The organism is Sphingomonas adhaesiva, assembly GCF_036946305.1.
Taxonomy (GTDB): Bacteria; Pseudomonadota; Alphaproteobacteria; order Sphingomonadales; family Sphingomonadaceae; genus Sphingomonas; species Sphingomonas adhaesiva_B.
Window position 1 is genome coordinate 215,526 of sequence record NZ_JAQIJJ010000004.1, and the last position, 16,153, is coordinate 231,678.

General features: G+C 71.3%; 11 protein-coding genes and 1 tRNA gene. 3 read left to right on the forward strand and 9 right to left on the reverse strand.

Translation table 11 applies throughout. From position 1 onward, the window contains the following. Positions 1-18 precede the first annotated feature (18 nt). The 5 genes from addB to PGN14_RS07480 are packed head-to-tail and all read right to left on the reverse strand — an operon-like array spanning position 19 to position 7,531. Complete coding sequence (gene addB / locus PGN14_RS07460; protein WP_335298845.1) at positions 19-3,003, reverse strand: double-strand break repair protein AddB; 2,985 nt, start codon at positions 3,001-3,003, stop codon at positions 19-21. Then, positions 2,996-3,751, reverse strand: coding sequence for a nucleotidyltransferase family protein (locus PGN14_RS07465; RefSeq protein ID WP_335298846.1), 756 nt, complete (start codon positions 3,749-3,751; stop codon positions 2,996-2,998). Before PGN14_RS07465 ends, addB begins: the two co-directional genes overlap by 8 nt. Then, the gene (locus PGN14_RS07470) at positions 3,748-4,743 is read right to left on the reverse strand and encodes an aminoglycoside phosphotransferase family protein (RefSeq protein WP_335299190.1); all 996 of its coding nucleotides are present in this window, start codon (positions 4,741-4,743) and stop codon (positions 3,748-3,750) included. Before PGN14_RS07470 ends, PGN14_RS07465 begins: the two co-directional genes overlap by 4 nt. Then, positions 4,740-5,201, reverse strand: a complete 462-nt coding sequence (gene tsaE, locus PGN14_RS07475) for a tRNA (adenosine(37)-N6)-threonylcarbamoyltransferase complex ATPase subunit type 1 TsaE (RefSeq protein WP_335298847.1) — start codon at positions 5,199-5,201, stop codon at positions 4,740-4,742. The genes PGN14_RS07470 and tsaE overlap by 4 nt, the downstream gene beginning before the upstream one ends. After that, positions 5,198-7,531: a sensor histidine kinase gene (locus tag PGN14_RS07480; protein WP_335298849.1), complete on the reverse strand. Its 2,334-nt coding sequence runs from the start codon at positions 7,529-7,531 to the stop codon at positions 5,198-5,200. Before PGN14_RS07480 ends, tsaE begins: the two co-directional genes overlap by 4 nt. A gap of 262 nt (positions 7,532-7,793) precedes the next feature. Here PGN14_RS07480 and PGN14_RS07485 point away from each other — a divergent pair, with 262 nt between their 5' ends. Continuing rightward, complete coding sequence (locus PGN14_RS07485; protein WP_335298850.1) at positions 7,794-10,829, forward strand: TonB-dependent receptor plug domain-containing protein; 3,036 nt, start codon at positions 7,794-7,796, stop codon at positions 10,827-10,829. Positions 10,830-10,871: 42 nt separating this feature from the next. On the opposite strand, the gene PGN14_RS07490 is transcribed toward PGN14_RS07485, so the two are convergent. Continuing rightward, positions 10,872-11,060 (reverse strand): DUF5818 domain-containing protein, encoded by a 189-nt coding sequence (locus PGN14_RS07490; RefSeq protein ID WP_335298851.1) that lies wholly within the window; start codon positions 11,058-11,060, stop codon positions 10,872-10,874. An 85-nt stretch (positions 11,061-11,145) separates the two neighbouring features. Between PGN14_RS07490 and PGN14_RS07495 the strand changes: the two genes are divergently transcribed. Then, positions 11,146-11,218 (forward strand) — tRNA-Ile (locus PGN14_RS07495). Here PGN14_RS07495 and PGN14_RS07500 read toward each other — a convergent pair. Together PGN14_RS07500 and PGN14_RS07505 are read right to left on the reverse strand one after the other, a co-directional pair. After that, entirely contained in the window at positions 11,187-12,230 is a 1,044-nt protein-coding gene (locus PGN14_RS07500; protein WP_335298852.1) for a WalW protein, read from the reverse strand. The two genes, PGN14_RS07495 and PGN14_RS07500, sit on opposite strands and share 32 nt — an antisense overlap. Continuing rightward, positions 12,227-13,915 (reverse strand): HAMP domain-containing sensor histidine kinase, encoded by a 1,689-nt coding sequence (locus tag PGN14_RS07505; protein ID WP_335298853.1) that lies wholly within the window; start codon positions 13,913-13,915, stop codon positions 12,227-12,229. The genes PGN14_RS07500 and PGN14_RS07505 overlap by 4 nt, the downstream gene beginning before the upstream one ends. Before the next feature lie 221 nt (positions 13,916-14,136). Here PGN14_RS07505 and PGN14_RS07510 point away from each other — a divergent pair, with 221 nt between their 5' ends. Then, the gene (locus tag PGN14_RS07510; protein WP_335298855.1) at positions 14,137-14,598 is read left to right on the forward strand and encodes an Lrp/AsnC family transcriptional regulator; all 462 of its coding nucleotides are present in this window, start codon (positions 14,137-14,139) and stop codon (positions 14,596-14,598) included. 212 nt (positions 14,599-14,810) lie between these two features. Here PGN14_RS07510 and PGN14_RS07515 read toward each other — a convergent pair whose 3' ends face one another. Continuing rightward, on the reverse strand, positions 14,811-16,085 hold the full coding sequence (locus PGN14_RS07515) for a hypothetical protein (protein ID WP_335298857.1): 1,275 nt from the start codon (positions 16,083-16,085) through the stop codon (positions 14,811-14,813). Positions 16,086-16,153 lie beyond the last annotated feature (68 nt).

Consider the following 16,153-nt stretch of genomic DNA (forward strand, 5'->3'; position numbering starts at 1 on the left):
GGGGTGACGGGCCGGAGATCACCGGTCACGGCCATACCATTCGTCGCGGCGCATCAGCTGGTCGTATTCCGCATAGGGCGCGAATTCCGGATGGAGCTTCGCGACGAACGCCTCCTCGCCGGTCAGCCAGCGCGCCGCCGCCTCGGCGAAACTGTCGCGCGCGGCGCGGACGAAGTCGTCGGTGACGATGCGGCCGCCCTTGCCCGCGGGATCGGCGGGGCTGGAGACGGCGCCGAACGCATCGCCCTTCTTCGCCAGCGACCAATATTCGAACGCGGTGGCCTTGCCCGACACGTCGGCAAACCCGCCCTGCTCCGCGATCGCGCCCAGCAACCCCAGTTGCAGGTTGAACCCGCCGCGCACCGCGGCGACGGAGGGGGCCTTGCCGGTCTTGTAGTCGACGATCCCCAGCCCGCCATCGGGCATGCGATCGATGCGATCGAAACGGCCGTTGAGGCGGATGCCGGACAGTTCCGCCTCGCCGCGGCCCTCGACCGCGAGCACCTGACGCCCCTCGGCCCGTTCGGCGAGGGTGCGCGCGGCGATCCATTCGAAGGCGGCGATCAGGCGCGGTTGCCACAAGGCGCGCAGCAAGGGGTGCGCCGCAGGATCGGACAGCAGCGTCAGCGCGCGGGGCAGCAGCGCATCGGCGTCGCACGCATCCTCCTTCGCCCACGCTTCCAGCACGGCATGGACCGCGGTGCCGCGCCATGCCGCGCTGGGATCGGCATCGACCGGGTCGAGCGGCATCAGCTTCAGGATACGGCGCGCGTAGAAGGCGAAGGGGTCGGCCTTCAGCCGGTCGACCTCGGTGACGGAGATGCTGGTCGGGCGCAGCCGCCGGGGTGGCAGCGGCGCGGGGCGATCGGCGGGCCGGGGGGCGCCGGCATGGTCGAGCGCGTGGCTCCACGCCGCCCAGTGCGGGGCACGCGGGAAGCGCTCGCCCGCCATCGCCTCCAGCCGCAGCCAGAAGCGCGAGGCGAGCGCGGGCGAGCGCGCGTCGCGGCGGCTGCGCGTCAGGATCACACGCGGCGCGCCCAGCGCCTGCCCGAAGTCGTGCGCGGCGACCCCGATCGCGCGCTCCAGCCCGGGCAGCCCCAGCTCCGCGCGGATCCGCGGCGCGAGCCATGGGTCGGGCGCGGGGATGCCGGGCCAGACGCCCTCGTTGAGCCCGCCGAGGATCATCAGGTCGGCGGATTGGAGGCGCCCCTCGATCAGGCCGTAGATGGCGAGGCGTGGATGGCGGTCGCGCGGGGGGCGGCGGATCGCGATCTCGTCCATCAGCAGCCGCAGCATCGGCACGAACCCCGCCGGGGTGATGCGGCGCGGGCCGACGGGCGCCTGCTCCTCCAGCGCGGCGAGCAGGTCGGCGGCGGCGCGCCCGGCGGGGCCGCGCCATGCCTCCTCGCCCGCCAGCAGGTCGGCCGCCTCGCGCAGACCGGCGACCAGCCCGGGAAGCGTCGCCGCGCCGTCGCCGAAGACGCGCGCGACCGGCTCCAGCAGCGTGCGCGCGCCCTTCCACCAGTCGGCGGCGCGCGCGCGGATGTCGCGCTCGCGCTCGGGCGCGTCGCGCAGGTGGCGGTCGATGCCGTCGAGGCTGGGCGCGGGCCGCGGGCCGCGCAGCGCGCGGTCGAGACGGCGGACGCCCTGCAACCACTCGCGTCGCTGCGCGCCCGCACGCACCAGAGGATGCTTGAGCAGGGTCAGCAGCGCCATCGGCGCGAAGTCCTGCGCCGCCGCCTCGACGATCGCGGTCAGCAGCGTGCCGGCGGGCAGGATGGCAAGCGCGCGGCCGGCGGAATCGTCCACATCGATGTTCCAGCGCCGGCAATGCGCCGCGACGCGCCGCGCCAGCGCACGGTCCGGGGTGATGAGCGCGGCGGTGCGCCCCGGTTCCTCCAGCGCGCCGCGCAGCGCCAGCGCGATCGCCTGCGCCTCCTGCGCCGGGGTGGCGAGTTCGGCCGCCTCCACCCCGGTCAACCGGCGTTCGGCGGCGTCGAGGCGGGTCCATTTGGCGGTGAAGGCGGCGGGCGTCAGCGCGTTGGCGATCGCCTTGCCGCGGGTGGCGGTGGCGTCATGCTCGCTGGCGTCGGTCCAGCGCGCCACCTCGCCGCGCGCGACGCCGATCCGCTCCAGCAGCAGCTTGAGGTGGAATTGCGGATGCACCTCGATCGCGCGGCGGACGAGGCCGGTGGCGGGATCGGGCGCGTGCGGGCCGAGCGCGTCCCATTCCTCCTCCGGCAGCGACAGATCGAGGTTGGCGAACACGACCATGCCGTGCGGCAGTTCGGCGACGGTGCGCAGCAGCCGCGCGACCGCGGGCGCCGGATCGGTGATCCCCGCCGCGCAGACGAAGCCGGCAGGCGGCATGGCGCGCCAGCGTTCCGCCTGACGATCGAGCAGCGTCACGCGGCGCTGCGCGGCGTCGACACGACCCAGCGCGGTGCGCTCCGCGGGCCAGCGGTCGAGCACGATGCGGAACAGGCGCAGCGCGGTTTCCCAATGATCGGACAGCCCCTCCCCGGGGTCGATCGCGGCCAGCCGCTCGGGCGCGACCTCCTCGACGATCAGCTGGTCCAGCGTGTGCGCCAGGTCGCCCGCCAGCCGCACCGCCTCCGCCGCATCGACGGGGCGCCCGGCGGCGGCGCGCTCCTCCTCGACCAGCCGCGCCAGGATCATACGGCGCTGGAGCGGGTCGATCGCGGGCGGCAGCGGGGGTACGGCATCGGCGGGGTCGAGCGCGGCGCCCAGTGCCCCCTCCAGATCCTCCGCGCCGACCGCGACGATGCGCGGCAGCAGCAGCGCACCGCCGCTGGCGCGCACGAACGCCTCCTGCACCGCCAGCGCGCCGCGATTGTTGGGGACCAGTACGACGCCGCGCGCCAGCGCCAGCCGGTCGGTGCTGCCGAACCGGCGGATCAGCCCCGCGACCAGCGCATCGGCAAAGGCGCGGTGCGCGGGGATCGTGAAGAGGCGCGGACGGGGGCGAATGCCCTCAGCCATCCGCCAGCAGCGCCTCGGTCCTGGCGATGGCGGCGGGGACGTTGACCTCGGACCACAGCCCCTGATGGACGACGCCGAAGGCACGGCCGCCCTCGATCGCGCGGTTCCAGAACAGGTTGGTGGAGAACGGGCCGTCCGGCCAGTCGCGGATCAGCCGCGGCGACACGATCTGCAACCCCGTATAGACGAACGGCGCGACCCGCCCCGGCTTGCGCCGCCCGGTGATCCGCCCCGCGGCATCGAGGTGGAAATCCCCCTGCCCGCCGTGATTGTGCGCGCGCGCATAGGGGACCAGCAGCAGCAGCGCATCCATCGCCTCGTCGTTCCAGCGCGCGGCGAGCTGACGGATGGCGTCGGTCGGCCCGTCGACCCAAAAATTGTCGCTGTTGACGACCAGGAACGGTGCGTCGCCCAAGAGCGGCAGCGCCTTGGCGAGCCCGCCACCGGTCTCCATCAATTGCTCGCGCTCGTCCGAGACGATCACGTCGATGCCATGGACGCGATGCTTGAGATGCGCCTCCAGCGCGTCGGCGAGATAATGGACGTTGACCACCGCGCGCCGCACGCCCGCCGCGCGCAGGCGATCGAACGTATGGTCCAGCAGCGTGCGCCCGGCGACCTCCACCAGCGGCTTCGGCCGGGTGGCGGTCAGCGGGCGCATCCGCTTGCCGATGCCCGCCGCCATCACCATCGCGGTGGTGGGCACGGCGGCACCCGGATCGGGGCGGATATAGCGCGGACGCGTCATGCGATTCCCTTTGCGGCGGCGATCGCGACCGGATCGCCGCGCCATTCCGGCGGCAGGTTGGCGGCGAACCAGCGCGCGACCGGCGCCAGCACGGGGTGGGTCAGGTCGCGCTCCAGATAGCCCCAGACGCGCGGGCACAGCGCCGGGTAGCGCGGCTTGCCGTCGCGCTTCCACAAGCGGGTGAAGATGCCGATGATCTTGGCGTTCCGCTGAGCGCCCAGCACATGGTAGGCGTCCATGAACGCGTCGCCCTCCCCGGTCGCGGCGCGGTAGCGCGCCAGCATCGCCTCCTCCAGCGAGGGATCGACGTCGCGGCGCGCATCCTGCAACAGCGACACGAGGTCGTAGGCCGGATGCCCCGCGAGCGCGTCCTGAAAATCGAGCAGCCCCAGCGTGCGGTCGGCGCCGACCAGCATCAGATTTTCGGCATGATAGTCGCGCAGCACCGTCACCGGCGCCTGCGGCGCGGCGCGCGACAGCACCTGATCCCAGGCGGCGACATAGCCCGCGACGTCGGGCACGACGCCGACCGCGGGGCAATACCATTCGGTCAGCAGCCCCGCCTCGCGCTGCAATTCGGCACGGTCATAGGGGCGCCAGTCGCCCGCGGGATGCGCGCGGAGCGCCACCAGCAGGTCGACCGCGGCCTCGTACAGCGGCAGCGTCGCATGCGGCTCGGCATCCACCGTCTCGCGCATCCGCGCATCGCCGAAGTCCTGCAACAGCACGAAGCCGCGCTCCAGATCGGTCGCCAGGATGGCGGGCGCGGCGAAGGAGCGGTCGGTCAGCCAGCGCGCCACCTCCACGAACGGGCGCGGATCCTCGTGCGGCGGCGGCGCGTCCATCAGGATCGCGCGGCGCTCCCCCCCCACCCCATCGGCCACGATGCGGAAGTAGCGGCGGAACGAGGCATCGCCGGCCAGCGCGTCGATGCGCGCGCCGTGCCAGCCATGAGCGGAGAGGAAATGCGCCGCCCCCTCGGGCGGCGTCATTGCGGGGGTGGCCATCGCGCTTCCCATGCCGCGGGCGCCTGCCAAGTCAAGCGGCGCGCGCCGTCCGGCAGCACCGCGAGGTCGAGCGCCAGCGCATCGCGCCAATAGCCAGGGCCGGCGCGCTCCGCCCATTCGACCAGCAGCGCGGCATCGTGGCGCGCCTCGTCCAGCCCCAGTTCCGCGACCTCGTCCGCGTCGTCGAGGCGGTAGAGATCGACGTGGAGCACCGGCACGCGCACCTCGGGCGGGTCATAGGGCTGGACGATCGCGAAGGTCGGGCTGGGCGCTTCCTCCGCCAGCCCCAGCGCGGACAGCACGCCGCGTGCGAGGCTGGTCTTGCCCGCGCCCAGCCCGCCCGCCAGCGTCACCACGTCGCCCGCGCGCAGCACCGCGGCCAGCCGCGCACCCAGCGCCGCGGTGGCCGCGACATCGGCCAGGATCAGGTCGCCGCCCGTCACCGCCGCGGCAGTTCCACCGTGACGAGCGTGCCCTCGCCCGGCTCGCTGACCAGCGAGATCGTGCCGCCATGCGCCTCGACGAACTGCTTGGCGAGCGGCAGGCCCAGTCCCAGCGCGCGATCGCTGCCGACCGCGCGGCCTTCCTGCGCGAAGCGGTCGAACGCGCGTGCCGCGGCATCCGCAGTCATGCCCGTACCATCGTCGGACACCACGATCCGCGCCGCCTTCGCATTGCCGTCGACGTGAAGCAGCACGCGGCCGCGCTCCCGCGTGGCGCCGACCGCGTGGCGCAGCAAATGCTCCACCACCTCGCGGATGCGCCGCGCGTCGCCCGACAGTCGCCCGGCGGAGCGCTGCACCTCGACCACGAATTCCAGATGGCGGCGCTTGGCGGTGGCACGCACCGCGTCCGCCGCCGCGCGCGACACCGCGCCGACGTCCACGTCGCCGCGCTCCAAGGGGCGCGCGCCGCTCTCGGTCGAGGTGAGGTCGAGCACGTCGTCGATCAGCAGCCCCAGCCGCTCGACCGCATCGAGGATCGCATCGAGATAGCCGACCGCATCCGGCGACAGCTCGCCCGCATAGCCGCCGTGGAGCATCTCCGCGAACCCGCTGATCGAGGTCAGCGGGGTGCGCAGCTCGTAGCTCATGTTGGCGACGAACGCGGTCTTCACCCGGTCGGCCGCCTCCAGCGCGTCGTTGCGGTCGCGCAGCGCCTGTTCCATGCGCCGGCTGTCGGTGATGTCGAGCATCGTGAACAACGCGTTGCCATCGGGCAGCGGCACTGCGGCGAACTCGAAATGGCGCCCGTCCGACAGCGCGATATGCCCGGCGCGCTGCTGCCGGTCGGCAGTCGCGGCGCGGACCAGCTCGGCGATCTGGCGCGAACGGCGCGGGTTGGACAGGCGCGGCGCGACCTTCTCCGCAATCGCATCGACGCGCGGATGCCCGCTCAGGAACTCCTCCTCGAAATCCCACAGCGCGCGGAAGCGGTTGTTCCACAGCTGCAATCGGCCGTCGGCGGAGAAGACGCCCAGCGCCTCGAACAGATTGTCGAACGTCGCGGTGCGCACCCGCAGCAGCGTGTCACGCGCGCTGGCCAGCTGCACCTGCTCCGTGCGGTCCTCGAAGATCACCATCAGCCCGCCGTCGGGCAGCGGCTGCGCCACGACGCGCAGGTGCGTGCCGCCGGGCAAATGCCAATTCTCCTCGACCGCGGTGTCGGTCTGGACGAACCAGCCGCGCCGTTCCGCCTTCCATCCGGGGAAGTCGCGTACCTCGGGCACGCGGTTCGCCTCGCGCATGCGTTCGAGCACGCGATCGAACTCCGGCCGGTCGGCGAGCCATTCGCGCCGCATCGCGAACAGGCGGCGGAACGGCTGGTTGCAGAACACCATGCTGCGGTCGCGGCCGAATTGCGCGACGCCGGCGGACAGGCGATCGAGCATCGCACGCTGCGCATCGGCGAAGCGGCGCTCGCGCAGGTTCGCCTGTTCCAGTTCCTCGATATCGATCGCATAGCCGGCGACGCCACCGACCGGCAGCGGCACGTCGTGGATCATCAGCGAGCGGCGCGCGCCGCCGATCGTGGCGGGCAGGATCCGCTGTTGCGGGTGCGCCTCGCTGCGCGCCAGCGCCGCGCCGGCGGACGGCCCGCCCTGCCCCGAGCCGTCGACCAGCTCGACCGAGCGCGCCACCACATCGGCGGCATCCTGTCCCTCCACCGCCGCGACATAGGCGGAATTGACCATCGCGAGGCGAAGCTCCGCGTCGCGATACCACATCGGCAGCGGCGCCGCCTCGACCAGCCCGGTCAGCGCATCGAACGCGTCCGACAGCTCGCCGCATTCGACGCGCAGCTGCCGCATCTCGCCCTCGATCGCGGTCGAATCGTGCAGCCAGACGATCACCGACTCCGCGCGGCGCTCGCCCTGCGCGGTCAGGGTGCGCCCGCCGTCGCGGGCATGGATGCTGCGCACGAAGCCGCGCGCGGAGCGCTGGCAGGCGGCGATGTCGCGCGACAGCGCCTGCGCATCCGCGCTCTCGACGCCCCAGCCTGCGGCATCCAGTTCCTGCAGGTAGCGCGGCACGCCCGCCAGCCCCAGCCAGTCGGCGGCGCGGCGCGGCATGTCGACATGACCGTCGGGACCGATGACGATCGGCTGCATCGGCGCCGCGGCGAGCAGCGCCTCCAGCGCGTCGCGCGCCTGTGCGGCGCCCGCCGCGGCGGCGCGGGCGCGCAACCCGGTCACCAGCAGCACCGCGCCGGCGACGATCAACACCAGCAGGACGGCCCCGACCGCCGCCGCGATACCGATGGTGAGCGTCATGACTCGGAGGGCGAACGGCGATGTGACGGCATGACGCCTGTCTAGGGTCCATCCCCATGAGCGGCAAGGAAGACGCGCAAAGGTTCGTATCGCTTACCTATGTTGCTATCTCACATTGTGGCACGCGCAACACGTTTGTAATTTTTCATTCATGTTCTGCAACAACATGGCTTGGTCACCCGCTGTGCCGGTCATAGGGAAGCATCCGGATTATAGGACAGGGTCCATGTCCTGGTCCGCGTGCATTTCAAGGGAGGACCACATGCACCATCACCGTTGCCGCCTGCTCGGCTCGTCGCTGCTCGCCGGCATTGCGATGCTCGCGACGCCCGCCTGGGCGCAGGACAGCGCGCAGGGCGCGACCGTCGAGGCCGCCACGACGCAATCCGCCAACGACCCCGCCGCCTCGCCCGCCGATCCTTCGGCGCAGGGCAACGAGGCGGGCGCCGACATCGTGGTCACCGGATCGCGCATCCAGCTGCCCTCCGCCACCTCGGCCTCGCCGCTCCAGGTCATCAGCGCCGAGCAGATCCGCCAGTCGGGCGTCATCAACGTGCAGGACCTGCTGTTGCAGAACCCGGCGTTCGGCCAGCCGGGGATCAGCCGCACCAACTCCTCCTTCGCCACGCAGAGCGCGGGTGTCGCGACCGTCAACCTGCGCAACCTGGGCGAGGACCGCACTTTGGTGCTGGTCAACGGGCGCCGCTTTGTCTCCGGCGTGCCCGGATCGTCCGCGGTCGACCTGAACGTCATTCCGACGCAGTTCCTGCAGCGCACCGACGTGCTGACCGGCGGCGCCTCCGCCGTCTATGGCTCGGACGCGGTCGCGGGCGTCGTCAACCTCATCTACAAGACCGACTTCGACGGTATCCAGGCCGATGCGCAGGTCGGCATCTCGGAGCGCGGCGACGGCTTCGACCGGCAGTTCAACCTGCTGGCGGGCAAGAATTTCGCCGACGGCCGCGGCAACATCATGCTGTTCGGCGGCTATTCGAAGCAGGGCACCGTCCTGAAGCGCAACCGCGAGACCGAGGGCGGCTCCAGCGCGGTCGATTCGATCAGCCGCGGCGCCTATGTCAGCGGCGAGGACAGCGAGCTGTTCACCCCGCAGCGCCCGTATCTGTCGGGCTTCGCGCCGCAGGGCCGCTATTATGCCGGTGATTCGGTATTCACCTATGGCCAGGACGGCGCGCTGCGCGATTGCGTGTCGACCAACGGCACTGGCGGCTGCGTCAACGCCGACGGCAGCGTCGCGGGGCCGGACGGCTTCAACCGCAGCGACTTCCGTTACCTCGCGGTGCCGGTCGAGCGCTATGTCGCCGCGGGCCGCGCGAATTTCGAGGTGTCGCCGGCGCTGAACCTGTTCATCGAGGGCAATTACGCCAAGACCAAGGTCAGCACCGTGATCGAGCCGTTCCCGCTCGATTCGACCTTCAGCAACCCGCGCAACAGCGGGCAGATCCCGATCGAGACGATCGTCGGCGGCACGCTGTACCGCAATCCGTTCGTCCCCGACACGATCTTCAACGCCGCCACCGACACCGATGGCGATGGCTTGCGCGACATCTATTTCGACCGTCGCCTCGCCGACTTCGGCCCGCGCACCAGCCAGGCCAGCCGCGACCTGTTCCGCATCGCGGGCGGCGCCACCGGCTCGATCCTGAACGACAGACTGAACTACGAAGTCTATGGCATCTACGGCCAGACGACCGAGAACCAGCGCGGCAGCGGGCAGTTCAACACCGCCAACTTCTTCCAGGCGCTCAACTCCTACCGCGATCCGGCGACGGGGCAGATCGTGTGCGCCGACGCGGCCGCACGCGCGGCGGGCTGCGTGCCTGCGAACATCTACGGCCCCGGCACGCTGGCCAACACCGCCGGTTATCTGGCGGTGGACACCACGCTGTCGACGCGGGTGACGCAGACCGTGTTCGGCGGCAACGTGTCGGGCAAGCTGTTCTCGCTGTTCGGCGCCGACCCGGTCGGGTTCAGCATCGGCACCGAATATCGCCGCGAAACCAGCCGCAACGACTTCGACCTGCTGACCCAGCAGGGGTTGAACGGCAACAACGCCCTGCCCGCGACGCGCGGCAGCTTCCACCTGTGGGAAGGGTTCGGCGAGGTCATCGCCCCGCTGATCCAGGATCGTCCGTTCTTCCACTCGCTGACCGTGCGCGGCGCGGTGCGCGTGTCGGATTACAACACGATCGGCACGACGTTCAGCTACAACTACGGCGGCGAATGGGCGCCGGTAGAGGACATCCGCTTCCGCGTGATGCAGGCGCGCTCGGTGCGGGCGCCCAACATCAACGAGCTGTTCCAGGCGCCGCAGCAGAACTTCCCGAGCGTGACCGATCCCTGCATCGGGGTGACGGCGACCACCGCCGGCACGCTGGGCACGCAATGCCGTGCCGCGCTGGGGCCGAACGCGATCATCACGGGGCCGGACGGCTTCACCCCGTCGCAGGCGGATATCCAGGGCGTCACCAGCTTCGAATCGGGCAACCCGCTGTTGCAGGAGGAGAAGGGCGACAGCTTCACCGCCGGCGTCGTGATCGCGCCGCGCTCGATCAACGCGTTGCGCAACCTCGTCCTGACGGTCGATTACTTCAACATCCGCATCAAGGATGCGATCGTCCAGACGCCGCTGCAATATATCCTCAACCAGTGCTACCAGGCCGGGAACCAGGATTATTGCGGTCGCATCACGCGGCGTCCGGCCAATATCGGGCCGAACACCGCCGGCTCGATCGACCAGCTGACCACCAGCTTCCTGAACAGCGGCGGCGTGAAGACGCAGGGCATCGATACCACGGTGACCTGGCGCCAGAACCTGGCCGATATCGGGCTGGCGGGCGACCTGGGGCTGCGCGGATCGTACACGCACCTGATCTCCGGCTATACCGTGCCGCTGCCGGGTGCGGACCGCGACTATTTCGCGGGTGAGATCGGTGCGTCGCGCGACCGCTTCACGGTCAACGGCTCGTATGACCTGGCGGGCGCGGGGCTGACCGTGACGGGCACCTGGCTGAGCAAGGCGAGCCTCGACGACCAGCTGACCGGCGCGGCGCCGGGCACCAACCCGTTCTACGACGTGCGGGCGCAATTCTATCTCGATGCGCAGGTGCGCTTCCGGGTCGACGAGCGCTTCGAATTCTACGTCGGCGGGTACAATCTGCTCGACAACAAGCCGCCGTACCTGGCCGATATCGGCTCCGACGCGGGTCAGGACACGCTGACCAGCACCTACGATCCGCTGCTGCGGCGGTTCTATGCCGGTGTGCGCATCGGGTTCTGACCTGAAAGCCCCTCCCCTGAAAGGGAGGGGCTTTTTTTTACATTACGCCGCCGATACGCCGTCCACCGTCACGCGGTCGCCCGACAGTTCGCCGACCACGCGCACCCTTTTCTGGACATGGTCGACCGGCACGCGGTGCATCTCCAGCAGCCAGCGGCCGCCTGCGTCGCGTTGCAGCACGAAGGCGGCGCCGTCGCGCACCAGCAGCCCCGTCTCGTCCACCCTCGTCATGCTGCGCGACATGGGCGCGACGCGACCGCAGCACAAGCTTGCCAGCACCGCCCGCGTATGGCTAACGACGCGGCACGCGGCGGAGGGGCCTGTAGCTCAACGGTTAGAGCTGGCCGCTCATAACGGCTAGGTTGCGGGTTCGAGTCCTGCCGGGCCCACCGCCGCGAGCACCTCGTCCAGCGTCACCGGCGCATAGCCCGCGGTGCGCAACGCCGCGATCACCTGCCCCCACCAGTCATGGAACAGCGCCAGATCGCGCGCGTCGCGGACATAGGGCGTGTTGCCGGGCACCAGCGACGGCGAGTGGAACGTCAGCTGGAGCAGGTCGTGGCGCCGCGCCGCCGCGACCGCCACCGCGGCCCGCGCGGCGGCGGCGGTGGTGCCCTCCGGCGTCAGCGGGACGCGCGACAGCAAGCCGCCGCGCGACAGCAGGCCCCGCCCCCATGGCACCCGTCCCGCGGCACGGTGGAGCGCGACGCCGTGGCGACGCAGCGCGCCGGTATGGATCGTCGACAACGGCAGCTCGACGATCCCGCCGGGCAGATGGAAGGCATCCGGGCCGACCGCGCCGAAGTCGCACCCGCCCGCAGCGCGATAGTCGAAGCGCGCGCGCATCGAGGCATCGATACGAAACCCGCGCGACGCCAGCAGCGCCAGCGTCGCCGGCCCGATGCCGTAGCGCCCCGCGCGATAGATCAGCGGCCGGCGCCCGAACGCGCGCTCGACCGCATCGACCAGCTGGTCCAGCTTCGCCGCCTCCAGCGCGGGGGGCAGGTTGCCCGCGAACGAGGCGAGCTCGGACGGCACCTCGACATGCGGCGGATTGACCCAGGGGTGCAGTTGCGCGCCCACCGTGCTGCCGTCGGTCAGCAACGGGCGCAGCAGCGCCGCGGCGGCGGGATCGGCGGCGACGGGGTGATCGACCAGATACACCGGCGCGATGCCCTCGCCCGCCATCGCGCGGTGCCATGCCGGCAGCGCCGCGATCGCGCGGACGCTGCGCGCATGACCGGAGAAGGGGCGCGTCCAGTCGAACTCCTCCTCGACATCGACCGTGACCAGGAAGCGGCGCCCGAACGACGCCGGCCAGCGCACGCGCGCGGCGGGCGGCGTGGCGAAGCGCAGGCGATGCGCGACGATCCTGTCCCCGGTGACCGCGGGCGCCGTCACGGCGCGAAGGTGGATGCCTGCCCCATGCCGACGTTCAACGCCGCCGGCAGCGTCAGTGTCAAGCGATCCGCGGCGAAGGCCAGCCGCCCGCCCAGCTCCACCGCGAGGTTGCGCGCGAGTCGCAGCGCGAACCCGGCACCCAGCAGCGGCGTGCCCTCGTCCTCGCCCGCATCCTCGTCGTCGAGCGCCAGCAGCGTGGTTTCGTCGCGCCCCGCCAGCGCGGCCGGGCGCGCCACCGACAGCGCCAGCATGTCGCCCGCCGGCTCCACCCGCACGTCCAGCATCTCGCCCGGCGCGACCGCGGCGAGCACCGTCGCCAGCAGCCGCGACACCAGCCGCTCCGACGCATGCGGATCGCTCGCCCAGGCGGCATCGCTCGCGGGTGGCAGCGCCAGCCCGCCGCCACGCATCCCCGCCAGTGGTGCCAGATCGTGCGCCACGCGCGACAGCAGCGACGACACCATCACGCGCCCGGGGCGCAGGTCCAGCGCATCGCCCTCGATCCGCGCGGCGAGGTCGAGATCCTCGATCGCGCCGATCAGGTCGGAGACGTGGCGGCGGATCGTCGCCGCGCGATCGCGATAGGCGGGCGCGACCGGCCCCAGCAGCTCCTGCTCGATCAGTTCGGAGAAGCCCGCGATCGCATTCGTCGGGGTGCGCAGTTCATGGACCAGCCGGCGCAACCCCTCCGCGCCCGTCGGCGCATCGGCGCGCGGCGGCCGCGCGGCGGTCTCCTCGACACGCGGGCGGCGCGCGCGGCCGCGGAAGCCGAGGAAGCTGCCGGTGGCGCTGTCGAACACCGGCACGCCGGAGATACGCCAGTCGCCCGCCAGCGCCGATTCGCCGCCCACCTGCAACCGCGCATCGGCGAACCCGGCGCGCTTGCGGAAGGCCCCCGCCGCGACGCCGTCGACGCTGGGCGACGGCGCGGCGCCGTCGTGGTTGAGCGACAGGCCGATCACCGCGCCGCGCGGACCGGTATCGACCCAGCGGATCGTTCCCGCCACGTCGGTTTCGAAGCGGAAGGCGATGACCGCGGCGGGTGCGGGCGCCGGCGCGAGATCGGGCGCCGCGGCACGGTCGCGCTGGAACGCCTCGATCCGGTTCACCAGGTCCGCGATCTCGAAGCGCGGTGCGGCGGGGGGTGGCATGTCCTCCGCCACCGGGATCGCCGCCTCGATCGCGCGCAGCGGCGCCTCGATCACGGAAGCGGGCGGGGGCGCCGGCGCGGCCGGTTCGGCGGTGGTGGGGGGCGCGTCGTGCGACAGCGCGAAGTCGGTGCTGCCGAACGACTCAAGCGCGCGCACCACGATCGGGGGCAGGTCGCGGCGGGTGCGCAGCACGCTGCGCCCGTGCGGGCTGAGCCGCGGCAGCAGCGCCTCCCAATCCTCCGGCTCCAGCCGCGCCGCGCGCAGCACCGCGGAGGCGACCTCCGGCTCGTCCTGTGCGAAGATCGCGATCAGCGCGGCGGGCGGATCGGCCAGCGCCAGCCCGCGTGCGCTGGCGGCGCGCACCGCCACGGGGACCGACGACGCCAGCGTGCGGACGCGGTCGAGCAGTTCCGCCTCCGCCGGCGCACGGCCGCGCCCGATCAGGTCGACGAGCTGGCGAAAGGCCGCGCGCGCGCCGAACGACGTCGAGACATCGGCGGCCAGGACGGTCTTCAGGCTGTCGTCGAACCGCATGCGCGCGCTACCTTTCCGATCGGCCATACCGGGACCACGCCGGGCCGCGGGAGGTGCGACACGAAATGTCATATGGAGAGGTTAAAGGAGGGGAAACCCTCCTGTTTCGTCGCTTTGCCCCGCCTGTCGCAGCTTGGCACAATTGCGCTGTCACGTAATTTTCATGTAGCGCGTCTTTTCAAAGCTATCGCGATCGTGCGCGATACATATAGTGGGGCGTCATGGCACTGGATCGGATCGACCGCGAAATCCTCTCCCTCCTCCAGCAGGACGGGCGCATGACCAATGTCGAGCTGGCGGAGCGCGTCGGATTGACCGCGCCGCCATGCCTGCGCCGCGTCCGCGCGCTGGAGCAGGCGGGCATCATCCGCGGCTATCACGCGGAATGCGACGGCACGCGGCTGGGCTTCCCCATCACCGTCTTCGCGATGGTCAGCCTGCGCAGCCAGGCCGAGCACGATTTGGCCGCGTTCGAAAGCCATGTCGCGGCGATCGCGGAGGTGCGCGAATGCCATATGCTGAACGGGGAGATCGACTTCATCCTGAAGATCGTCGCTCCGGATCTGGAGAGCTTCCAGCGCATCCTGACGACGAAGCTGACGCCCGCACCCAATGTGGCGAGCGTGAAATCGTCGCTGACGATCCGCACGTCGAAGGCGGTGCCGGGCGTGCCGATCGAGTGACGTCAGGGGCAGGCGTTCGACACGCAGACGTCGTCACCCCGGGCTTGTCCCGGGGTCCAGGGTTCCGCGCGCCCCGGCGCCGTTGGGTCTGTGGAACCCTGGATGCCGGAACAAGTCCGGCATGACGGGGCGGGTGACGGCACGTCGCGTGCCTTCACCCACGAAAAAGGGCGCCCCCGCGGGACCGCCCCTTTCCATTCCGAACCGGCGGGTTACGCGACCGGCGGGTGGTCGAGGAAGTCGACCCACCATGCCGCGATGTCGGCGCGCGGCTGGCCCTTGACCAGCGCGAAGGCGGTCTTGGCGCCTTCCTTGTCGCCCGAGCGGGCGAGCGCGATGCCGAGGCGGGTGTTGACCGCATCAGCATCCACCCCGCCCTTGGTCAGCGCGACGCGATACAGCTCGATCGCCTGCGGATACTGGTCCGACCCCAGATAGGCGTCGGCGGTGCTGGCGGCGAGCTTGCCGTTGGCCGCCGCCTTGGCGCGGGTCGCCAGCGTCGCCAGCGAGCCTTCGTTGCTGATCGAGGTGTTCGCCGCGGTCAGCAGCCCGGCCGCATTCTGGCTGCCGGCCGGGATCTTGCCCGCGGCCTTGCCCTCGTTGATGAGCGTCTTGGTCTCCCAAGGCAGGCCCATGTCGAACGCCCACTGCGCGTAGATCTCGTAATCATACTGGTCGGCCAGCGACTTGCCGGTGCGCAGCAGGCGATACATGTCGACCTTCTGCGGCTTGTCGAGCGTCGCCACCGACTGCGGCTGGATGCCCCAGAAGACGACCATGTCGCGCCAGTTCTTCTGCGTCGGATAGGCCGCGAGATAGCGGCTGATCCACGCCTTCGTCTCGGCGGTCATCTTCTTCTGGTTGGTCTTGGCAATGGCATAGCGATAGATGTCCTCGCTCGGCTTCTGCCCGGCGGCGGTCTGCGCCTCCACCATCTTGGCCAGTTCGGCCGAACCGCCGGCGATGTCGCCCGCGTCCATCTTCAGCTTGACGATCTGCAGCGGCAGGTTGGGATCGTTATAGCCCAGCTGGCGCGCCTGCTCGAAGTAGGTCGCCGCGCCGGCATTGTCCTTCTTGTTCGCCGCGATCACGCCGCGCTGATAGACGTAGCGCGCCTTGTCGGCCTGCGGCGTCTTCGGGTTGGCGATCAGCGCATCGAGCGGCGCGACCAGCGCGTCGCTGCTGCCGCCCGAATCCATGCGGATCGCCTCCAGGTTCAGCCGCAGCGCGCCGGCGATATATTTCTCGTCCTCGCTCTTGGCCGCGGCCTCGACCGCGGCGACCAGCGGGGTGGCGGTGGCCACGTCCTTCGCCGCCAGCGCGGTCTGCGCCTGTGCGGCGGGGCCGCGCACCTCGTTGCTGAGCTTCAGCTGCGGGCCGCCCTGCTGCTTGTCGTTCTTCTTCTGCGCGACGGCAGGCTGCGCGGCCAGCACGGTGGCGCCGCCGGCCAGCAGCACGGCCATCAGGGCGTTCGAAAGGCTCTTCATCGACACGTCTCTCCAGAAAAGATCGTCACGCGTAACGCTTGCCCGCCGCTCTAGTGCCGGGCGCGTCG

Bases quoted from the DNA above. Each gene is read 5' to 3' on its own strand.
- PGN14_RS07510 (WP_335298855.1), top strand. From the start codon at position 14,137: ATGGCACTGGATCGGATCGACCGCGAAATCCTCTCCCTCCTCCAGCAG.
- PGN14_RS07470 (WP_335299190.1), bottom strand. From the start codon at position 4,743: ATGACGCCGCCCGAGGGGGCGGCGCATTTCCTCTCCGCTCATGGCTGG.
- PGN14_RS07480 (WP_335298849.1), bottom strand. From the start codon at position 7,531: ATGACGCTCACCATCGGTATCGCGGCGGCGGTCGGGGCCGTCCTGCTG.
- PGN14_RS07465 (WP_335298846.1), bottom strand. From the start codon at position 3,751: ATGACGCGTCCGCGCTATATCCGCCCCGATCCGGGTGCCGCCGTGCCC.
- PGN14_RS07505 (WP_335298853.1), bottom strand. From the start codon at position 13,915: ATGCGGTTCGACGACAGCCTGAAGACCGTCCTGGCCGCCGATGTCTCG.
- PGN14_RS07485 (WP_335298850.1), top strand. From the start codon at position 7,794: ATGCACCATCACCGTTGCCGCCTGCTCGGCTCGTCGCTGCTCGCCGGC.
- addB (WP_335298845.1), bottom strand. From the start codon at position 3,003: ATGGCTGAGGGCATTCGCCCCCGTCCGCGCCTCTTCACGATCCCCGCG.
- PGN14_RS07515 (WP_335298857.1), bottom strand. From the start codon at position 16,085: ATGAAGAGCCTTTCGAACGCCCTGATGGCCGTGCTGCTGGCCGGCGGC.
- PGN14_RS07490 (WP_335298851.1), bottom strand. From the start codon at position 11,060: ATGACGAGGGTGGACGAGACGGGGCTGCTGGTGCGCGACGGCGCCGCC.